This is a genomic window from Ignavibacteriota bacterium (assembly GCA_019637995.1).
GTDB lineage: Bacteria > Bacteroidota > Ignavibacteria > Kapaibacteriales > UBA2268 > JANJTB01.
The window spans coordinates 128,492-147,725 of record JAHBUQ010000005.1 but is presented as its reverse complement, the minus strand read 5'-3'; the positions used below and the strand labels follow the sequence as shown (position 1 = coordinate 147,725).

Annotated in this window: 15 protein-coding genes; 6 read left to right on the top strand and 9 right to left on the bottom strand. The window is 33.4% G+C overall.

Annotated features, from left to right (window positions below):
* Window positions 1-195: hypothetical protein (locus KF896_16345; GenBank protein ID MBX3045285.1), on the top strand; the 195-nt coding region annotated here is incomplete at its 5' end.
* Between the two features lie 3 nt (window positions 196-198).
* Here KF896_16345 and KF896_16340 read toward each other — a convergent pair.
* A complete protein-coding gene (locus KF896_16340; GenBank protein MBX3045284.1) occupies window positions 199-885 on the bottom strand; it encodes a nucleotidyl transferase AbiEii/AbiGii toxin family protein in 687 nt (228 codons plus the stop codon).
* Window positions 860-1,153 carry a hypothetical protein gene (locus KF896_16335; GenBank protein ID MBX3045283.1) on the bottom strand — a complete coding sequence of 98 codons (294 nt, stop codon included), beginning with the start codon at window positions 1,151-1,153 and terminating at the stop codon, window positions 860-862. The genes KF896_16340 and KF896_16335 overlap by 26 nt, the downstream gene beginning before the upstream one ends.
* A 631-nt stretch (window positions 1,154-1,784) precedes the next feature.
* On the opposite strand from KF896_16335, the gene KF896_16330 reads away from it, so the two are divergent.
* The gene (locus tag KF896_16330; GenBank protein ID MBX3045282.1) at window positions 1,785-3,107 is read left to right on the top strand and encodes a tetratricopeptide repeat protein; all 1,323 of its coding nucleotides are present in this window, start codon (window positions 1,785-1,787) and stop codon (window positions 3,105-3,107) included.
* 2 nt (window positions 3,108-3,109) lie between these two features.
* Here the strand turns inward: KF896_16330 and KF896_16325 are convergent, their stop codons facing one another.
* A complete protein-coding gene (locus KF896_16325; protein MBX3045281.1) occupies window positions 3,110-4,168 on the bottom strand; it encodes an LD-carboxypeptidase in 1,059 nt (352 codons plus the stop codon).
* Window positions 4,155-6,659 carry a glycogen/starch/alpha-glucan phosphorylase gene (locus tag KF896_16320; GenBank protein MBX3045280.1) on the bottom strand — a complete coding sequence of 835 codons (2,505 nt, stop codon included), beginning with the start codon at window positions 6,657-6,659 and terminating at the stop codon, window positions 4,155-4,157. Before KF896_16320 ends, KF896_16325 begins: the two co-directional genes overlap by 14 nt.
* A gap of 224 nt (window positions 6,660-6,883) precedes the next feature.
* Here KF896_16320 and KF896_16315 point away from each other — a divergent pair, with 224 nt between their 5' ends.
* Window positions 6,884-9,061: a VWA domain-containing protein gene (locus tag KF896_16315; protein ID MBX3045279.1), complete on the top strand. Its 2,178-nt coding sequence runs from the start codon at window positions 6,884-6,886 to the stop codon at window positions 9,059-9,061.
* A 7-nt stretch (window positions 9,062-9,068) separates the two neighbouring features.
* Here KF896_16315 and pth read toward each other — a convergent pair whose 3' ends face one another.
* The 4 genes from pth to KF896_16295 form a co-directional block, all read right to left on the bottom strand.
* Complete coding sequence (gene pth / locus KF896_16310; protein MBX3045278.1) at window positions 9,069-9,725, bottom strand: aminoacyl-tRNA hydrolase; 657 nt, start codon at window positions 9,723-9,725, stop codon at window positions 9,069-9,071.
* A 343-nt stretch (window positions 9,726-10,068) separates the two neighbouring features.
* Complete coding sequence (murB, locus tag KF896_16305) at window positions 10,069-11,085, bottom strand: UDP-N-acetylmuramate dehydrogenase (protein ID MBX3045277.1); 1,017 nt, start codon at window positions 11,083-11,085, stop codon at window positions 10,069-10,071.
* 6 nt (window positions 11,086-11,091) lie between these two features.
* Window positions 11,092-12,237 (bottom strand): glycoside hydrolase family 3 protein, encoded by a 1,146-nt coding sequence (locus KF896_16300; GenBank protein MBX3045276.1) that lies wholly within the window; start codon window positions 12,235-12,237, stop codon window positions 11,092-11,094.
* Window positions 12,238-12,273: 36 nt separating this feature from the next.
* Entirely contained in the window at window positions 12,274-13,608 is a 1,335-nt protein-coding gene (locus KF896_16295) for an insulinase family protein (GenBank protein ID MBX3045275.1), read from the bottom strand.
* A 224-nt stretch (window positions 13,609-13,832) separates the two neighbouring features.
* On the opposite strand from KF896_16295, the gene KF896_16290 reads away from it, so the two are divergent.
* Together KF896_16290 and KF896_16285 are read left to right on the top strand one after the other, a co-directional pair.
* Complete coding sequence (locus KF896_16290) at window positions 13,833-16,007, top strand: T9SS type A sorting domain-containing protein (GenBank protein MBX3045274.1); 2,175 nt, start codon at window positions 13,833-13,835, stop codon at window positions 16,005-16,007.
* 293 nt (window positions 16,008-16,300) lie between these two features.
* On the top strand, window positions 16,301-16,900 hold the full coding sequence (locus KF896_16285; protein MBX3045273.1) for a hypothetical protein: 600 nt from the start codon (window positions 16,301-16,303) through the stop codon (window positions 16,898-16,900).
* 92 nt (window positions 16,901-16,992) lie between these two features.
* Here the strand turns inward: KF896_16285 and ychF are convergent, their stop codons facing one another.
* Window positions 16,993-18,102 (bottom strand): redox-regulated ATPase YchF, encoded by a 1,110-nt coding sequence (gene ychF / locus KF896_16280; protein MBX3045272.1) that lies wholly within the window; start codon window positions 18,100-18,102, stop codon window positions 16,993-16,995.
* Between the two features lie 186 nt (window positions 18,103-18,288).
* Between ychF and KF896_16275 the strand changes: the two genes are divergently transcribed.
* Window positions 18,289-19,233 (top strand): zinc ABC transporter substrate-binding protein, encoded by a 945-nt coding sequence (locus KF896_16275; protein ID MBX3045271.1) that lies wholly within the window; start codon window positions 18,289-18,291, stop codon window positions 19,231-19,233.
* Window position 19,234 lies beyond the last annotated feature (1 nt).

Below are 19,234 nucleotides of genomic sequence, written 5' to 3'. Positions count from 1 at the left end.
CCAGCTCATAAACCTTTTTCTATTAATGGTAAGCTACTACGTAGCTTTTTCCTAAACCTAAGCTCTAAATCCAAAACCCTAAGTCAATCCACCCCGTCTGTTTCGCAGCCACCCCTCAAAGATGGGAATTTTAACTTTATAACATTCAACTTCATAACTTTCAACTTCATAACTTTCAACTTTATAACTTTATAACATTCAACTAATAGGGTGCTTAATAAACAGCGAGTTGTCAATACCCTTCAAAATATCTTTAGCTATTACTTTAAAGCACATATCAAACTCATTAAAATTTAAATTTTCTTCAACCCATTTAATGTCTTTTAATCTATTAGTATGAAATTCATCAATTAAACAAGCTATTTCTATCTCATTGACCCAAGTATCTTTTTCTTTTGCTTGTTCAAAAATATCAATCCAATTGAAATTATATTTTTTTGATATAAATAAGATATCTGCAAAGTCCTTTGAAGAATTTCTTGCAATTGCTGAAATTTTATTGGAAAGAATGTTCTGCCAATTATCCACTTTGCATTTATATTGATGTAAACCATTATAATGGTAAGCCACGTCATTAATCAATTCGATTTTTAGCTCTGTATTTTGCTCAATAATTATAAATCTAACAAAATCTGTACTTGCCAATTCAATTTTGACATTTTTAAAATTCTTCAAAATCAGGTTAATAAATGCATCAGAATTTTGTCTGAAATCTTCATCTCTATTTGTAAAAAAATCCAGGTCATCAGAATATCTGTGATTGAGATAATAACGACTGAGTGCCGTGCCACCGGTCAGATAAAACTCGTTTGAAAGCCCTCCCATTAATTCCATAACCTTATCCTGTAATGGATAAAGATTATTCTGATAGTATTCTTTTTGCATTTTTAATTGAATTTCTATATGTCATTGGAAAAATTGTTTTAATAACATTATCATCCAGCATTTTTATTGCTTCATTTAATCCTACTATTCTTACAAGATTATGCCAACTTAAACCATTAAGTAGTTTTGTTTGAATCATAAACCGATTGATACTTGAATTTGAACTATTACTATAAAATATATCAACCAACTCTTTGGCATCAATATTATAATCCCAAAATACTCTCTTTAAAGCATTTTCAAGTTCAATATTTGGCTTTAATTTCATATAAATTGAGTTTAATTTTTTTCCTTGTAAATATTCAACTCATTCTGAGTTGTTCTTTCTCATTTATTAATGGGAGACGTCACGAAGTGACAGAGGGATTTGGCTTTCATTCCTGAACTCAATAACTTTCTACTTTAGAACTTTCTACTTTCAACTCTATAACTTTATAACATTCAACATTATAACTTTCTACTTTCAACTCTATAACTTTATAACATTCGACATTATAACTTTCTACTTTCAACTCTATAACTTTATAACATTCGACATTATAACTTTCTACATTATAAAATTATAACTTTCTACATTATAAAATTATAACTTTCTACTTTCAACTAAGGAACTGATTAAAGTACAGCACAGCCCTTTCAGTCCCATTCGGAAACTTAGCATCTTGGAAAATTTCTAAAAGAAATATAGAAAACATACTTCAAAGACCTTTAAAAGTAAGACATTTTGATGATTAAAGCAAGAAATTTAGTAATATCAAAGTAATTATTGAGTAATTTTTCAATTTTACTTGGGTTTAAACAATTTACAAAATTGGTAACAATGAAGATATAATAGAAATATTGGTTCAAAAATTGCTATATAATATTTTTAAAATTTATATACATAAGGATATTATGTAATGTCTGCCGGCAATGATAAAATGATGGAGAATATTAAGGACGCTGAGACCTGGCTTGAGCGTGGGGATGATTTTGTCAAGTCAAAAGAGTTTGATAAGGCATTAGATTGCTTTACAAGAGCTATTGGTATTAATCCCAGATTATCATTTGCATATTTTAAACGAGGCAATACATACAACAATATTGGCGTTTATGATTCAGCGATAGCAGATTTATCCAGCTCAATATCTCTAAATCCAACATTTGCATTTGCATATTTTAAACGAGGCAGTGCATATTTATCTTTGAATGATGTAAAAACAGCATTTGAAGATTTCAACAAAGCACTGGATTTGAATCCATCATTTTCTTTTGCATTATACAAAAGAGGACTTTGCAGACTTCGTGTCAGGGATTATAAAGAGGCTGTCGAAGACTTCAGTAAAGCAATTAAATTAAACCCGGGATTGAATTTAGCTTATGTCTCACGAGGAAATTTATACTTCGAAAAAACTGAGTATGACAAAGCAATTGCAGACTATAACGAAGCAATCAAAATAGAGCCGGATCAGGAGAAGGTATATATTTCCCGAGGTCTTGCCCACAGTCATACCGACAAAATTGTGGAAGCAATGCGGGATTTCACAAAGGCAATAAATGCAAATAATGAGTCATATCTGGGTCATAATTATCGCGGACTGGCATTTTTAAAAATGAAGGAGTATGCCAATGCTATAAAAGATTTCAATGAATCCATAAGAATAAATCCAAATTTTGCAGATGCATATAATAATCGGGGTATAACATATTTTACTGTAAGGAAATATCAGGAAGCCTCTGATGACTATGCTCAAGCCTTGAAACTAAATCCAAGTTCTCCCAATATATACTACAATCGCGGAAATACTTACCTTGTTCAAAAAAGATATATGGAGGCGATGCATGATTTTGACTTTGCTCTTCAGCTTTCTCCCGGACTCGCTTCTGCTTATATCAGCAAAGCTAATTGCCATATTGCACTCGAGCAATTCAGAGAAGCTATAAAGCTTTTTAATAGAGCAATTGCACTAAAACCAAAGCTGTTTTCTGCTTATATCGGCAGAGGTAATACCTTTATGAGACTCAAACTATACAAAAAAGCACTTGAAGATTTTACACTTGCTATTGAAATCAAACCTGATAATCATCAAGGATATCTCAACCGAGGTATGGCGTTTAAATCAGATAATCAGATTGATTTGGCATCTCAGGATTTCAAAAAATACCTTGAATCCGTACCTTCGAAATCTCCTCAGGCTGTCAAAATCAGACAATGGCTAAAAAAAATGGATATAGAAATATAGTTCTACTCTACGCAATTCTCAACAATATCCAGAGTACCTGAGGATGAATCCATAAGAGCCTTGCAACCGAGAGGAATTGTTGCCTGCTCAGAAGTATGTCCAAACATCAATCCATAGAAAGCAGGTTTATTTAGTGGCTTCAGATAGAAATCCAAAACTTCACCAAGACTGTAATCCCATGTTGATTGGTGGGTTCCGGCAACACAATCACTGCATTTTCCAAAAATTATTCCTTCAGCATCTTCGAGCAACCCGTTCAAACGCAACTGGTTCATCATTCTGTCAATCCTGTAAGGAGGTTCTCCGACATCTTCAAGAACTAGAATTTTACCTTTTGAATTTATAGCATAATCTGTACCAACAAGCGAGCTTATAAGCGACAAATTACCACCTGTTATTTCACCCTGAGCAATACCTGAAATAATCGTTCTTATCGGATAACTAGCCCTTAAGCCGTATTTTCCGGTAGGATTTCTAAGTTCACCGAAATTGTCAGGTGTAAATAGCATACGAGTGAAAATATCTTGAGTATAAGGTGTGAATGGCGATAGCAAAACAGGCGAGTGAAATGTAACAAGACCTGTTTTCTTGCCTATAGCTGAATGAAGTGCTGTTATATCGCTGTATCCGCAAAAAACTTTCGGATTATTTCGAATTATATCGTAATAAATTGAATCCACAAGCTGGGCAGAGCCGTATCCACCTCTGATACAAAATACGGCTGATGCAGATTTATCCAAAAAAGCTTCATGAATATCATTAACCCGTTCAGGAATTGTTCTTGTTTTGTAACCGGAACCATAAATCAAATGGTTGGAAAAGATTGGCTCTAATCCAAGTCCTAATACAATTTCTGTAGCTTTTTGTATGTCATCAGGGTCACTTACTGCTGTTCCTGGCGAGACAATTCTTACTTTATCGCCTGCTTTAAGTGCTTTAGGCTTAATTTTTTTAATTTCAGGATTTTTTGATATTTTATTTTGCGAATAGCTAATACCGGAACCCATAAAGATTCCGGTAGAAGCCAGCGCACTAATTTTTAAAAAATCACGCTTTTCCATTTGTAGATATTATTGGGTGACTTGAAATTTTCCAGATTTCATCGGCATATTGCTTAATAGTTCTGTCACTTGAGAATTTGCCTACTCTTGCAATATTGAGCAGAGATTTTTGAGCCCATAAATTTTGATTATTGAATTCTTCTGCCGCGAAATTTTGTGCAATTGAGTATGATTCAAAATCCGCCAAAAGGCAATATTTATCACCATGATATAGAAGTGAATTCATCAAATCATCAAATATACCGGGCTCTAAATCATTAAAATAATTTGATTTAATTAAATCAATAGCCGATTTTAGTTCGTGGTTTGTTTCATAATAATAATAAGGATTATAACCATTTCTATGAATTTCTGCTACCTCATCGGAATTAAGACCAAAAATATACATATTTTCCCTGCCCATTTCTTCCATCATTTCGATATTAGCGCCATCCAGAGTACCGATAGTCAGGGCTCCATTAAGCTGGAACTTCATATTACCCGTTCCTGATGCTTCATATCCGGCAGTAGAAATCTGCTCGGATAAGTCCGATGCAGGTATAATTAATTCAGCTAATGTAACAGAGTAATTTTTGAGGAATACAACTTTCAGTTTATCTCCGACATCAGGATCATTATTGATTATATCCGCGATTGAGTGTATCAATTTAATAATCATTTTAGCTGTATGGTAGCCGGGAGCAGATTTACCCCCGAAAATCATTGTCCGGGGGACAAAATCAGCGTTAGGATTTTCTTTGATTCTGTTGTATAATGCAACAATATGAATTACATTCAAAAGCTGGCGTTTGTATTCGTGGATTCTCTTGATTTGAGTATCGAATATTGATTTTGGATTAATTTTAATATTATAATTATTTTCAATATACGAAATTAATTTCTTTTTGTTAGTCCATTTTGCTTCGTTGATAAGTTCAAGAAAATCATTGTCACTTGAGTATTTTTCTAAATCCCGAAGTTTGTACAAATCAGTAATCCAGCCGTCACCTATTTTTTCGGTAATAACCTGAGATAAAAATGGATTTGCTTTCTTAAGCCATCGCCGCTGAGTTATACCGTTTGTTTTACTGTTAAATTTATAGGGCTGCCAATTGTAAAAATCCGGGAAAACTTTTGCCTTGATAATCTCTGTATGCAGAGCCGCAACACCATTGACAGAGAAACTGCCAACAATGGCTAAGTGTGCCATGCGGATTTTCTTATCATCACCTTCCTCAATTATTGACATTCGTTTGATTCTTTCAACATCATTATGATATTGCATTCTGATTTTCGAAAGAAATCTGGCGTTAATCTCAAAAACAATCTGGAGATGACGGGGTAGAAGTCTTCCAAACAACTCGACTGACCATCTTTCTAATGCCTCACTGAGTACAGTGTGATTAGTATATGCAAATGTATTTGTAGTAACTGCCCAGGCTTCATCCCACTGCAGTCCTTCCTGATCAATAAGTATTCGCATAAGTTCGGGAATAGCAATAGCCGGATGTGTATCATTAAGCTGAAGTGTATTTTTATCGGCAAAATATGAAAAGTTGCTGTGATTTACTTTATATCTCCGGATAATATCCTGAAGCGATGCAGACACAAAGAAATACTGCTGTTTGAGTCTCAGTTCCTTACCGGCAACTGTATTATCATTTGGATATAGTACTTTGGATATATTTTCAGTTTCGTATTTATTTTCTACAGCTTTGATGTAATCACCTTCGTTGAAAGATGAAAAATCAAAATCATGGGTTGCTTTTGCTTCCCAAAGTCTTAAATTATTGCAAGTGTGGTTATTGTATCCCGGTACAGGAACATCATAAGCAACAGCCATTACATCTTTTGTTCCAACCCATTTGTAAACTGTTTTGCCTGAGTTGTCAGTGTAAGATTCAATTCTGCCGTGAAATTGTATTTTGTAAGTATATTCAGGTCTGATTATTTCCCATGGACTGCCGTAGTGGAGCCAGTTATCAGGTCTTTCCACCTGATAACCTTTGATAATATCCTGCTCAAATATGCCGTATTCATATCTGATCCCGTATCCAAAAGCAGGAAGTTCAAGTGTAGCCATCGAGTCAAGAAAGCAAGCAGCTAATCTTCCCAAGCCACCATTACCGAGACCCATATCATGCTCTACATCTATGATTGCTTCAAGATCATACCCCATTTCCTGAACTAAATCGTGACATTCTTCATAAAATCCCAAATTTGTGAGGGCATTGCCAAGAAGTCTGCCCATTAGAAATTCCATCGAAAGATAGTAAACCCTTTTTACATCACTTCGATAATACTGATTCTGTGTCCTGAGCCAGTTGCGTATCATTCTGTCTCTGACTGATAGAGAAACTGCTTTGTAAATGTCCTCTAAAGTTGCTGTTACTCTATCTTTAACTAAACGAAATTCCAAATGTTCTGCTATTTGGTTTTTTAAAGAATATGTTTCAGGATTTTGACTATCAGTAAAAAATATCGAATCTGATTTATTATCTTTATTTGGCATTAATATCCTCTTTAAAAAAAATGATTACATCAACTTAAAAAACGAAACAATACCAATATACTTGTAAATAAATTGAAAAACTAAACAAATAAATAAATTGCTCTCATTTTTCAAAAATCTTTTGATAAAATAAACGTTATTTAAATTCGGACATTTGAAATGTCAATTGATATAAGTTTAAATTAATTTAAACTCAATAATTAGAAAATCATTCAAATATTTAAATGAATACATATAATTTAGGAATCTCAGGCAGCTGGTTAATATTGATTTTATTGATGTTGGCAGCATTATTATTTACTATATTTATCTATATCAGAACAAATCCTGATGTAAGCAGAGGCAAAAAAACTTTGCTTGCAGGTCTTAGGTCGGTTGCCCTCGTATTACTGATTTTTTCATTATTCGAACCTGTATTTACAGGTTTAAAGAGTTCTGTAATACTGCCTAAAGTGGCAGTACTTTTGGATAATTCAATTTCAATGTCTTTGGAAGATGCAGCAGGCGACAGGAAGGAAAAATATCTAAAATCAATCTCAAACAGCAAAATTGACAAACTCTCCGAAGATGAAGCAAATTTTACATTATTTGGCGACAATTATAGAAATATTGATGTATTTAAGCTCGACTCTCTTGGATTTAATGAAAACAGTACAAATATATCTGATGCTATTCGTAGCATTTTCAATAAAAAAAGTGATGATAATATCAGAGCTGTAGCTCTTTTTACCGATGGTTCTTTCAATAGTGGCAGCAATCCGCTTTACATATCAGAAGAGTTGGGTTTGCCGGTTTTTACAATATGTATTGGAGATACAACTGAACCGAAAGATATTTCAATACAAACCATAATTCTGAATGATATTGCATATATTGATAATCCTGTTCCTGTTAATATCAACATCAAATCCGTTGGCTTTCAAGATGAAATTTTAAAATTATCAATTTTTGATAATAATCAATTACTTGATTCCCGTGAAATTTTGAGCGGTGATGAGTTATTTGAAAGTACTATTTATCATACATATATACCTAAAGAAGCAGGAAACAGAAAAATTTCAGTTAGAATTGATGCTAAAGATGGAGAAATTACCGAGAAAAATAATTCTCTTAGTGAATATGTAAAAGTTCTAAAAAACAAGCGTAAAGTTTCACTCTTTGCTGGAGCTCCAAGTCCTGATTTGTCCTTCATAAAGCAATATTTGATGACTCTTCCGGGTATTGAAATAAGTGAGTTCGTCCAAAGTTCGGGCTCTTCATTTTTCAAAACACCATCTGAAACAGATATTGCCGATACCGAACTTTTTATTTTAATAGGTTTTCCTGTAAGCTCAACTCCAGACAATATTTTAGACAGAATATCAAAAGAACTTTCGAATGGTAAGCCAATATTTCTCATAACATCATTAAATACTGATTTCAATAAGCTGAAGAAACTTGAAGATAATCTCCCCTTCAATACCGCATCATCACGCCCCGTAGAATTTGGTATAACTGCTGATTTCACAGCAAAAGCAATAACCAGCCCAATAATGAGAGTCGAAGGTACTGATGATGATATTTCAAAATGGAGAAATCTGCCGCCTGTTCTTCGCACAGAAACTTTTGTCAGACCTAAGCCCGAGAGTGAGATTATAGCTACTTTTAAAGTGAATAATGTGCCACTTAATGAACCATTCATTATTACACGCAATGTCAACTCCAGGAAATCTGTCGCTATTATTGGCTATAGTCTTTTCCGCTGGAAACTTCTCGGCTATGCGGCTGAAGTCTCAAAAGGAAGGACAGACCAGTTTGACGGATTCACCAAGTTAATTGAAAATTCAATAAGATGGCTTTCAGTCAGCGAACTGAGTAAAAGAGTAGCCATAACAACAACAAAGAAAAATTATACTAAAGGTGAAAAAGTTGAGTTTAAAGGTCAGGTTTATGATGCATCATACTTACCGGTTGATAATGCCGAAATAAGCTTGAAAATCACAGGTGTAGAAGAAACACGGGATTTGACTATGATTTCTATTGGCAATGGCAGATATATCGCTAATCTCGAGGGATTGTCAGCAGGAGAGTTCAGTTTTGATGCAGTTGTAAATCGTTCATCAAACAAATTAGGCTCTGATAATGGCAGGTTCTCAATTGGCGAAACTGAAATTGAATATAGAAATCTCAAATCTGACGTGAATTTATTAAGAGCAATTTCCGAAATCACAGGCGGTAAACTATATTATAACGAAAATACTGAAAAACTGATTAGTGACATTAAATCACTTAAAAATTTCAAAGAAAAACCTCTTACTAAAAGAAATGATTTTGCACTATGGAGCTATCCATGGCTTTTGGTAATAGCGATTTTCTTGTTTGCAGTCGAATGGACAATACGAAAGCGAAGCGGTATGCTATAATAGATTGTTAGATTCGATTCTCAAATAAAGCACCGGAATTAACTGCCTGCATTGCTTTCGAGGGACCGTAATCAATCAAGTATTCAACACATTCTGCAGCATTTTTAATCATTTTTTCCAAGTCGTTTTGCTGTTCAGGTGTGAATTCGCCCAAAACATAATCAATCATGTCACCGGTTTCAAATTCATTACCTATGCCGCACCTTAATCTCAAAAAGTTAGTAGTCTCCAGTTTATCAATTACAGATGCAACTCCATTATGACCTCCATCAGAGCCACCTGATCTAAGATGTAACTTACCAAGCGGAAAATTCAACTCATCACTGATAACTAATACACGCTCAGTCGGGATTTGATAACGATCAGCAAGTCTTTTTACAGGCTCACCTGAGTTATTCATGAAAATATTTGGCTTAACAAATGCAAGATGATGTTCGTGTATATTCAAAGTAAAGGAATTAATATACATGCTGTGCTTGAATTCGCAAGCAAATTTTTCAGCTATAAAATCAAGAACCATCCAACCAATGTTATGACGGGTTTTCTCATAACGTGGACCGGGATTTCCGAGTCCGACAATAAGCCATTCAAATTTATTCTCACCAAGCATCTCAAACTCCGGGTTACTTTTTCCTATGATTAATCTAAAAATATTTTTTAGCATATGAATCGCCTTACAAATATAACATAATTTTTTATAATAAATTAATATTTCAAACTATTTTAATTTATTAAATATTTTTTTTTGATATCAATTTCTCAAAATTACAGATTCAGCAAAAGTTTATCATTTTTTTTGAATTTATTTATGAAATATTTTTAATGGTATATTATATTGATTGTATAATTTATCATTAATTTGTTAATATGAATAATGAAAATTAAATTGCAATACAATTTCTCGTAAGTTATTAAATATCCGTGTCTTTGAGTATATATGTAAAAAATCATAGAGATAATTTTAAACATTGGATTATTTATAAATGAAAATATGATTAAATAAGATTTTATGATGGAATTATATTGACTTCTCTTTCGAGTGAAATTCCGAATTTATTTTTAACATCTTCAATTATTGCAGCAGACAAATCGAAAATTTCCTTATAAGTTCCACCGCCCAAATTTATTAAAACAAGAGAGTGCCGAGGTGATACTATTATCCGACTATCATCATTAAGACCTTTACCCTTCCACTCGGCTTTCTCGATTAGTTTGGCAGCAGATATTTTGATGTTTTCTCCATCAGGATTGCCTGTCAAATCAGGGTAACTTGCAATAAGCGAATGATACTCAGAAACCGGCAATACAGGATTCTTAAAGAAACTGCCTGCATTACCTTCAATTTCAGGGTTTGGGAGCTTCCTGCTGCGGATTTTAGTTATTAATTCATATATCAAATGAGGGGATATCTCGCCTGAATTATAATTTTTTAGCTCTTCGGTAACATCTTTATAATTTACAACCGGTTTCCAATCTGCAAACTTATAGGTTACAGAGGTTATGATTAGATCATGCTTATTCTTCTTAAAAAATGAGTTTCTATAAGCAAATTCACAGTCATTATTAACCATATTAATAACAACACCTGTTTTCAGGTCAAAAGCTTCAAGGGATTCGAAATATTTTGCCTGCTCGATACCATAAGCACCAATATTTTGAATAGGAGCAGCACCTACTTTCCCGGGAATAGCCGCAAGATTTTCAAAGCCATAAGCACCAATTTCTATTGACTTACGAACAAAAATATCCCAAACTACTCCTGCATCAACTTTTATAATTCTTGAACTATCACTATTCTCAGTATATGAAATTTCATCAATCAAAATTTCGACAACAGTTCCATCAATAAATTCAGGAAGAACGACATTAGAGCCTCCCCCAAGTAAAATGTAGTTATCAATATCAATATAATCTCTCAACTTTGTAAAATCATCTCTGCTTTCTATTGCAATATAGCGTTTAGCAATAGAATTCAAGCCAAATGAATTTTTCTTTTTTAACGAATAATTTTCAAATATTTGCATAATATATTAGATTTTACTTTTTAAAAGTACAATTCTTTTGTATGATTGTTTGATTCTTTCTTTAGAAATCTTTCCCGAATAAACTAAGTCTTTGATAATGTTTACTGCTTTTGAAGCAATCTCATCGTCATAAATCAAATTATTGCCAAACACAATTACATCAACACCGGCTTTAATTGACATTTCGAGAGCATACTCAAGACCGTAATGCTCAGAAATTGCCTTCATATTCATATCATCAGACACTACAACACCATCAAAACCAAGCTGCCCTCGTAGAATGCCACTAATTATACTGCCCGATAAAGTTGCCGGATAAACACTGTCGAGTTTAGAATTAAATACGTGTGCGGTCATTATCATATTGATTTCATTACGCTTGATTAATTCACGATAAGGAACTAATTCTTCTTCACTCCAAGAATTGGTAATATCTGTGAATCCCAGATGTGAATCAGCTGATGCACTGCCATGCCCTGGAAAATGCTTCAAACAGGAAAGTACTTTTTTTTGCTTTTGCGATTTAATCAAAATTTCAGAATTCGAGATCACAATATGTGGCTCTCTTGAAAAACTCCTTTCTAAAGCTCCAATAGCAGGGCTATTTGGATTTACATTCAAATCAACAACAGGAGCAAAATTCACATTGAAGCGTGCATTATTAAGAGTTTCTGCAGTCCTGTCGGCATAGAATTTTGTAGTATCGGGATTATTTAAAGTTCCGAGATACTGTTGAGTTACAGTCTGTAAAAAACCATAATCAGTCTTAAGTCTGGCAACCCTCCCACCTTCTTGATCAACGGCGATTAATAATTTATATGTACCTGAATAAGATTGAAGTTTGGAATTAAGTTTTTCAACCTGCTCAGGTGAAACTATATTTCTTTGAGCGTAGCCAAGAGCGACATCTTTATCGAAGAGGATTACTCCTCCGACTCTTCCGGCACGAATGTCATTAACAATTGGGGAAGTTTCATCAACATCAACTCCACGAAAACCAATCATAAGCATCTGACCAATCATCAAATCAAGGTCTCGCTCACTGTCCTGTGGTCTGTTAGGGTCATCACAAGAAACGATCATAAATAAAATGCCTGAAAATATGGCAAAAAGTTTTATTAGCGGATTAAAATTTGAATCTGACTTTCTCATCATACTTCTACAAAATTATCAATCAAAATATACAAATTAACTAATTTCGAGTATTTCAAATTCACCAAATTCACTTATCGCTGTGCTAAGAAAATCAGCATTTCCTGTAGCTGCAATCATATAATTTGTGTCTGAGAAATACTTTTTCTGTACTTCAAATATTTCATCAATTGTAAGTAAACGTAAATCGCGATAAAATTTCCTAAGAAAATCAGTATCAAGTTCAAAACTGTCAAGAGTCTGAATTATTCCGGTTATTTGTTTTGGGGTCTCAAGTGAGCGGGCAAATGAACCCGTCATAAACTCAATACTTCGCTCAATTTCAGATTTCTCGAGCTTTTCTATTGACATATTCATGGATATTTCGAAAATATCTTTAATTGATTCCAGCGTTTTCTCAGCATTTATGCTTGTTGAAATTGTAAAGACATTACCATGTTGTCTCATATCAAGATAGGAATGTATGCCGTAAGTCAGCCCTTTTGTTTCTCTCAGCACATGATTAAGTCTGGATAAAAAATATCCGCCAAATATTGTATTAACAACCTGAAATGCCGGATAATCTGGATTCTTTCTATCAATGCTTTGCCTACCAATTCTTAAATTAGTCTGCATAGCATCATCTTTGCCGGCTATCACATTCACTAAATTTGATGCTACATAATCAGGTATATTAATTTGACCGGAATTATTCATAACACCTTGAAACTTAGATTCAATCAGCTTATCTATGTAATCGTTATCAAAATTACCGGTAATAATTATGCTGATTTCAGATTTGCTAATAAGTAAATCATAAAAATCAACAATATCCTTTTTCGTAATTTGTGCAACATCCGAAAGCCCGCCTGTTCTTGGATTGCCATACGGATGATTACGATAAATACCTTTGTTAAAAGCAACCTGAGCAATATAATTCGGGTCAGCAGAATTATGCATTATTCCTGCTGATATTCTGTCCCTCTGCCGTGATATTTCAGCATCATCAAATGCAGGATTGAAAATACATTCTACAATAGTATCGAAGCAAGGTTCAAAGAAATTCTCCATAGCAGAAAATCCGGCTGAAGATTCATCCCAGTAAGCATTGAAAAAGTAAGATGCACCAAGAGATTCGAATTTTTCGGATACTTCACCGGCACTAAGATTCTTCGTACCACTTTGAAGCATTGACATAGTATAATTTGCTACGCCCGGGATATTATCGGCAGCAGCTCCGTTTTTAAAATTAACTTTAAAGTTAACTAATGGTTGAGAGTTGTCCTGATATTTGTAAATTTTGATATTGCCGAAAGTGGAATATTCTATTTCCGGAATGTTAAGAAGGATTCCTGAATAATTATAAGGTATGTCTTTTCTATTGATATTCATAATTTGAATAGTCTTATTATTAATTCTTGTAAAATAAATCTAAGATATAACTTATACAATTTTATTGTAAAAAAATATTATTTTAAATAAAATCAAAATTAATAAAATATTTTGTAACTTAATTGATAGTTGAATTGTCTATATATTTGTTGATTCGCATAAAAGTTGAAATAGTTTTTTTAGAATAAATGTAACTGAATATCAACTAATTGAAAGGTGCCTCAATGAAGAGTGCAACTACTTTTTTAGCAGTGCTGATATCTTTAGTGATAATAGCATCAACAGGGCTTCAGAGCCAGAACAAGTCAATACGACTTATTGACCCGCAGGGCATGTGGAGAACATCCCTAGCCACAATGGACAGTCTGACTGTCATTATCAAACCGGAGGGAGCTTACACTCAGATTTCCTACATGATAAACATTTCAACTGATGGCACTCAATTCAATAGCATAAAGGATACAGTAGAAATTGAAAGTTATTTCCAGCTTCCTGAAGGTGCTATCGTAAATGACTCATGGCTCTGGGTGGAGGATACACTCGTTTATGCAGACTTGATTGATCGCTGGACTGCAAGCACAATTTATGAAGATATCGTACATAGATTCAGACGTGACCCATCATTGTTCTTCAAAAATTCACCAGTCAATTATGAATTTCGACTTTTTCCTCTTGCTGGTACAACTTACAGGAAATTTCTAATAAGTATGCTTATTCCTAATTCAATTGAGGATGGAAAATTCAAAATTGAAGTGCCTGATATTTGGTTTTCACTTGTTAAATCCCCTGCAAATGTTGGAGTTATTTTCCTTGGTGATGAGACTAATACAGATATTACTTACCTAAACCTGTCGAAAACATATCAATTTGCCACCCGTAGTAGCGAATTTTTTGGAAATCATGAATACTGCGAAATTCCGACTAACCAGTTCATTGCAAATAAAAATTTCAGCTATACTGGTGATTTAGTTGAAGGAATTCACTTTTCTAAATTTAATACCGGTAATGACAAATATTTCCAAATGGCGATGAATACAAACTCGCTACTTCCGGAAAAAGAAAATGTAAAACATATTTATGTATTTGAATATGTTAGAAGTATGCCTGCTAATGCAGTTGAGTATAATGTAAATAATTTTATCAGCGAAATTGCCAAAACTTACAGCGCCGGAGACGAAATCAACATTCTATATACAAGCAAAGTCGGGCAGATTAAGCAAATAAGTCCGGATTGGGTGAATATGAATGCTGACGGAAAAGCTTACCTTCTCTCCAAAATTGATGAGATGCAGAAAGATGTAGCTGATTTCCCTTCACTGCCTTTATTAGTCAACGAAGCTATAAATAAAATCAATTCAACCGAAGATAATAAGGCAGGAATTGTTATTTATTCTTCGTCTGATTCATTTGGAGACTTAAAGACAGCTAATGATTTAATCAATCATATTACTGCAAAAATTAAATTCAAAACCAAAATTTATTCTATGGATTTTGCTCATTCATCAAAACTTAGAACAAATCGTATAAATAATGTTAATTATCGTGGTAATGAATATCTATATTTCAACTTAGCCCGTATTACAAAGGGTGAATATTTAAATATCTGGTCTAATTCTCAATCTATACCGACAATGTTCAAAAGTTTTACAAAGTATATTTTCACATTACCTGAAAATCTGAATTACTTTATAACAACAAATGAGGGTTTTGCATATCATTTCTATGAAGTTCAGAATAGCAATAACACATTGACACTTGTTGGTAAATACATCGGCGGAGATGATTTCGATATACGTCTGACTTATATGCTCGGGAGCGAACCAAAATTCAAAGAAATCAAAATCTCAAAAGCAAATGCTAAAAATAATATGAGAGTGCCTCAAATTTGGATAGGTAATCATTTGAAATATCTCGAAAGTATTCCAAATCCAAATAATCGCCAAATTAGTGACATCATTGATATTAGCATGGCAAATCGTGTTCTTTCGCGCTACACAGCATTTCTTGCTCTTGAGCCGTGGATGAGAGATTCACTATTCGGTGGCAATAATAATCAGGAAAACAACGACGGTGGTGGTAGTGGTACCGATATATTAGAAGAAATTGAAATTTTATCAAATGGTTTCGAGATAAATTCATATCCTAATCCTGCCAGAGAAATTGCTACTATTACTTTGAATAGTCCAATTTCGGCTACAATTAATTCAATTGAAATTTACGATATGACAGGTTCAAAAATCAGAACTCTTGACGCTCCAAGCTTTGCTATTTCAGGCGAGTTTAATCTACAATGGGAGCTGACAGATGAATTTGGCAATAAAGTTCCAAACGGAACTTACTATATAATAGTTCAAATTGGAATGAAAACATTTAATGGAAAAATTGTTGTCGCAAGATAACCAAATGGGGTTAAGATTCAAAATAATGCCTCTTTAGCATTGAAGAATATTCATTCAGGCTAAAGAGGCATATTTTTTGTTGAGATTCCTTATTTGCTCAAATAAATTAATAATTTTGCTAACAGACACTCCTGATTTATAAAGTTCCACCTAATTTCAATATTGCAGATTTAAAAATATGTTAAATATATATTTGGATATTAATGTATTTTTGTTATTTTTGCTTATTATTATTTTGAGAATATGTTAATAAATAAATTTTGATTAACAAATTAATTAATATTGGAGACTTTATGAAAACACAAAAGAACATTCTTTTACTACTGATTTCATATGCACTCTTTGCATTTAGCTGTGGTCAAAATGAAGGAAATGCAGAAATCAATTCTGAAGCATCAAAGTACAAAGACAGCCGGTCGGCTGATACTTCCAAAGACTGCTACAGTAATTACATAGATGATATATGCAGTCTGATAAGTACTGAAAAAGTTGCAGAGATTATTTCCATTAGTCCTGATGAAGTTAGCAGAAGGGATAATAGTGCTATACATAAATCAGGAAGTCCCGATCTTATTTCCTGTATTTTTGAAACGCCCGGATCTTCTAAACAAAGCTCGATTACTGTGGGACAAATAAAAAAAGAAGATGCGGCAATTTTTAAAACTAAATACAACAATGAGTATTACAAGGAAAACGGCAGAGAAGCAAAATATTTAGATGAAAATCTTGGTGATGCAGCTGTTTGCCTCTTTGTATCTTCCAATACAATTCTTACAGTATTAGTAAAAAATGAATCTTTTACTGTACAAATTTACGGTAATCCAAAAACACATAGCGAAAATACTGAAACGGCTATAAAAATTGCCAGAGAAATTCTCAAAAAATGTCAGTAAGCATCTTCAAAAATTATACTTCTCATACCATTTAAAAAATAGTTACATCGGGACAGCTCAAATTAAAAAAGCTGTCCCTTGTTCTAAAACACTTATACATTAAATCTGAAGTGCATAACATCACCGTCTTTGACGATATAATCACGTCCTTCGATTCTTAACTTTCCGGCATCTTTAATTTTTGCTTCTGAGCCTAAGGCAAATAAATCATTACAATGATAAACTTCGGCACGTATGAAACCACGCTCAAAATCAGTATGAATAATACCTGCCGCCTGGGGAGCAGTATATCCACGCTTGAAAGTCCAGGCACGAACTTCTTTTTCGCCTGCAGTGAAATATGTTTGAAGGTCAAGCGAGTGATAAGCCGCCTTTATCATCTGGTCTAAACCAGATTCCTCAAGTCCAACAGCTGCTAAGAAATCTCTTTTTTCTTCTTTAGTTTCGAGTTCTGAAATTTCTGATTCGAGCTTGCCGCAGATTACAATCACATCTGAGCCATTTTTTTCTGCTATTGCTTTTACTTTGCTTACATATTCATTATCGCCATCCAGTGAATTTTCATCAACATTACAGCAATAGATTTGTTTTTTTAAAGTAATCAAATTCAAATCTTTAATTGATTCGATTTGCTCTTCCTCAAGATTTAAATTTCGGGCAGGAATACCTTTATCGAGATTTTCAGTGAGAAGATGTAGCACAGGTTCAGCTGTTTTAGCTTTTTCAACAGTTTTCTTATCATTTGAACGAAGCATTTTACCAAGTCCGTCAATGCGTTTTTGGACAGATTCCAAATCAGCCAAAGCAAGTTCGATTTCGATAGTTTCAATATCACGAGCAGGGTCAATCGAACCTTCAACATGTACGATATTATCGTCATCGAAACATCTGACAACGTGTACGATTGCACCAACCTGTCTGATATTTCCAAGGAACTGATTTCCAAGACCTTCACCCTTGGATGCACCGCGAACAAGTCCCGCTATATCAACAAATTCCACTGTAGTTGGTATTAATTTCTGAGGCGGAATGAATTCTGCAATTTTGTATAGTCTCGGATCTGGAACATCCACGATACCAAAATTTGGATTAATAGTACAGAAAGGGTAATTTGCCGCTTCGGCAGGTGCAGCAGTTAATGCTGAAAAAAGAGTAGATTTACCGACATTTGGCAAACCCACAATTCCACAATTTAAAGCCATATTTATTATTTTTATATTATATTTAATTTATAAAAAGATAGTAACGTTTCATTGATTGAAATATTAATCAAATAATCAATTTATAATAAATATTTTTTCATTTCATTTAATTCTTAACAAGTAATATCTGTTTTTTTCGTTATAACATAATTAAAATTGAATTTTATATATAATATTAAGGTTATTATGTTGCGTGATAAATTTTTTGCTGTTATAATTATTTTAACATTTTCAATATTGATGTATAACTGTTCTGAAAATAAGCAGGATAAGCCAATCAATAAATCTTCAAAACTAAGGGTTACATCCACAACGGGAATGATTACTGATGCCCTTAATAATATTGCCGGTGACAAGATTGAACTTGTTGCTACAATATGCGGACCGGGTATTGACCCACACTCATATATACCCACAACAAGAGACATTGTAAATATAAACAGTTCTGATTTGATTATATATAATGGGCTTAATCTTGAGGCAAAAATGGGAGAAATACTAGGTAGTCAGGGGAAAGACAAAGCTTTTGCAATTGGCACAGCAATACCAAAAGATTCACTGATAAATAATTCCGAAAAATCGAATATTCTTGACTACGACCCGCATGTGTGGAATAGCCCAATGCTCTGGATTTATTCACTTAACATGCTTATAGATGTTTTAGTTGAAAAAGACCCGGAAAATGCAGATTTTTACAAAACAAATGGTGAAAAATATATCAATGATATCAAAGAAGCTTATGATTACGCAAAAGCCAAATATAGCGAAATTCCACAAAACAGACGTGTATTAATCAGTGAGCACGATGCATTTCAATATTTTGCCAAAGCTTATGATTTTCAGGTGATGTCAGTACTTGGTATGAATACTGATTCTGAAGCCGGAATAAGAGTTATTCAGCAATTATCAGATTTTGTTGTTGCCAATCAGGTCAAATCTGCATTTATTGAGACAATTATAAATCAAAAAGGTATTCAGGCACTTCAAAATGCAGTTAAAAGCAAAAAATGGGAAATTAAAATAGCTGAAAAACCACTTTATTCAGATGCATTAGGTCAGAATCCACCAACAGATACATTTATTGGAACAATAATTTATAATGCAGATGTTATATACGAAGCATTGAAATAAT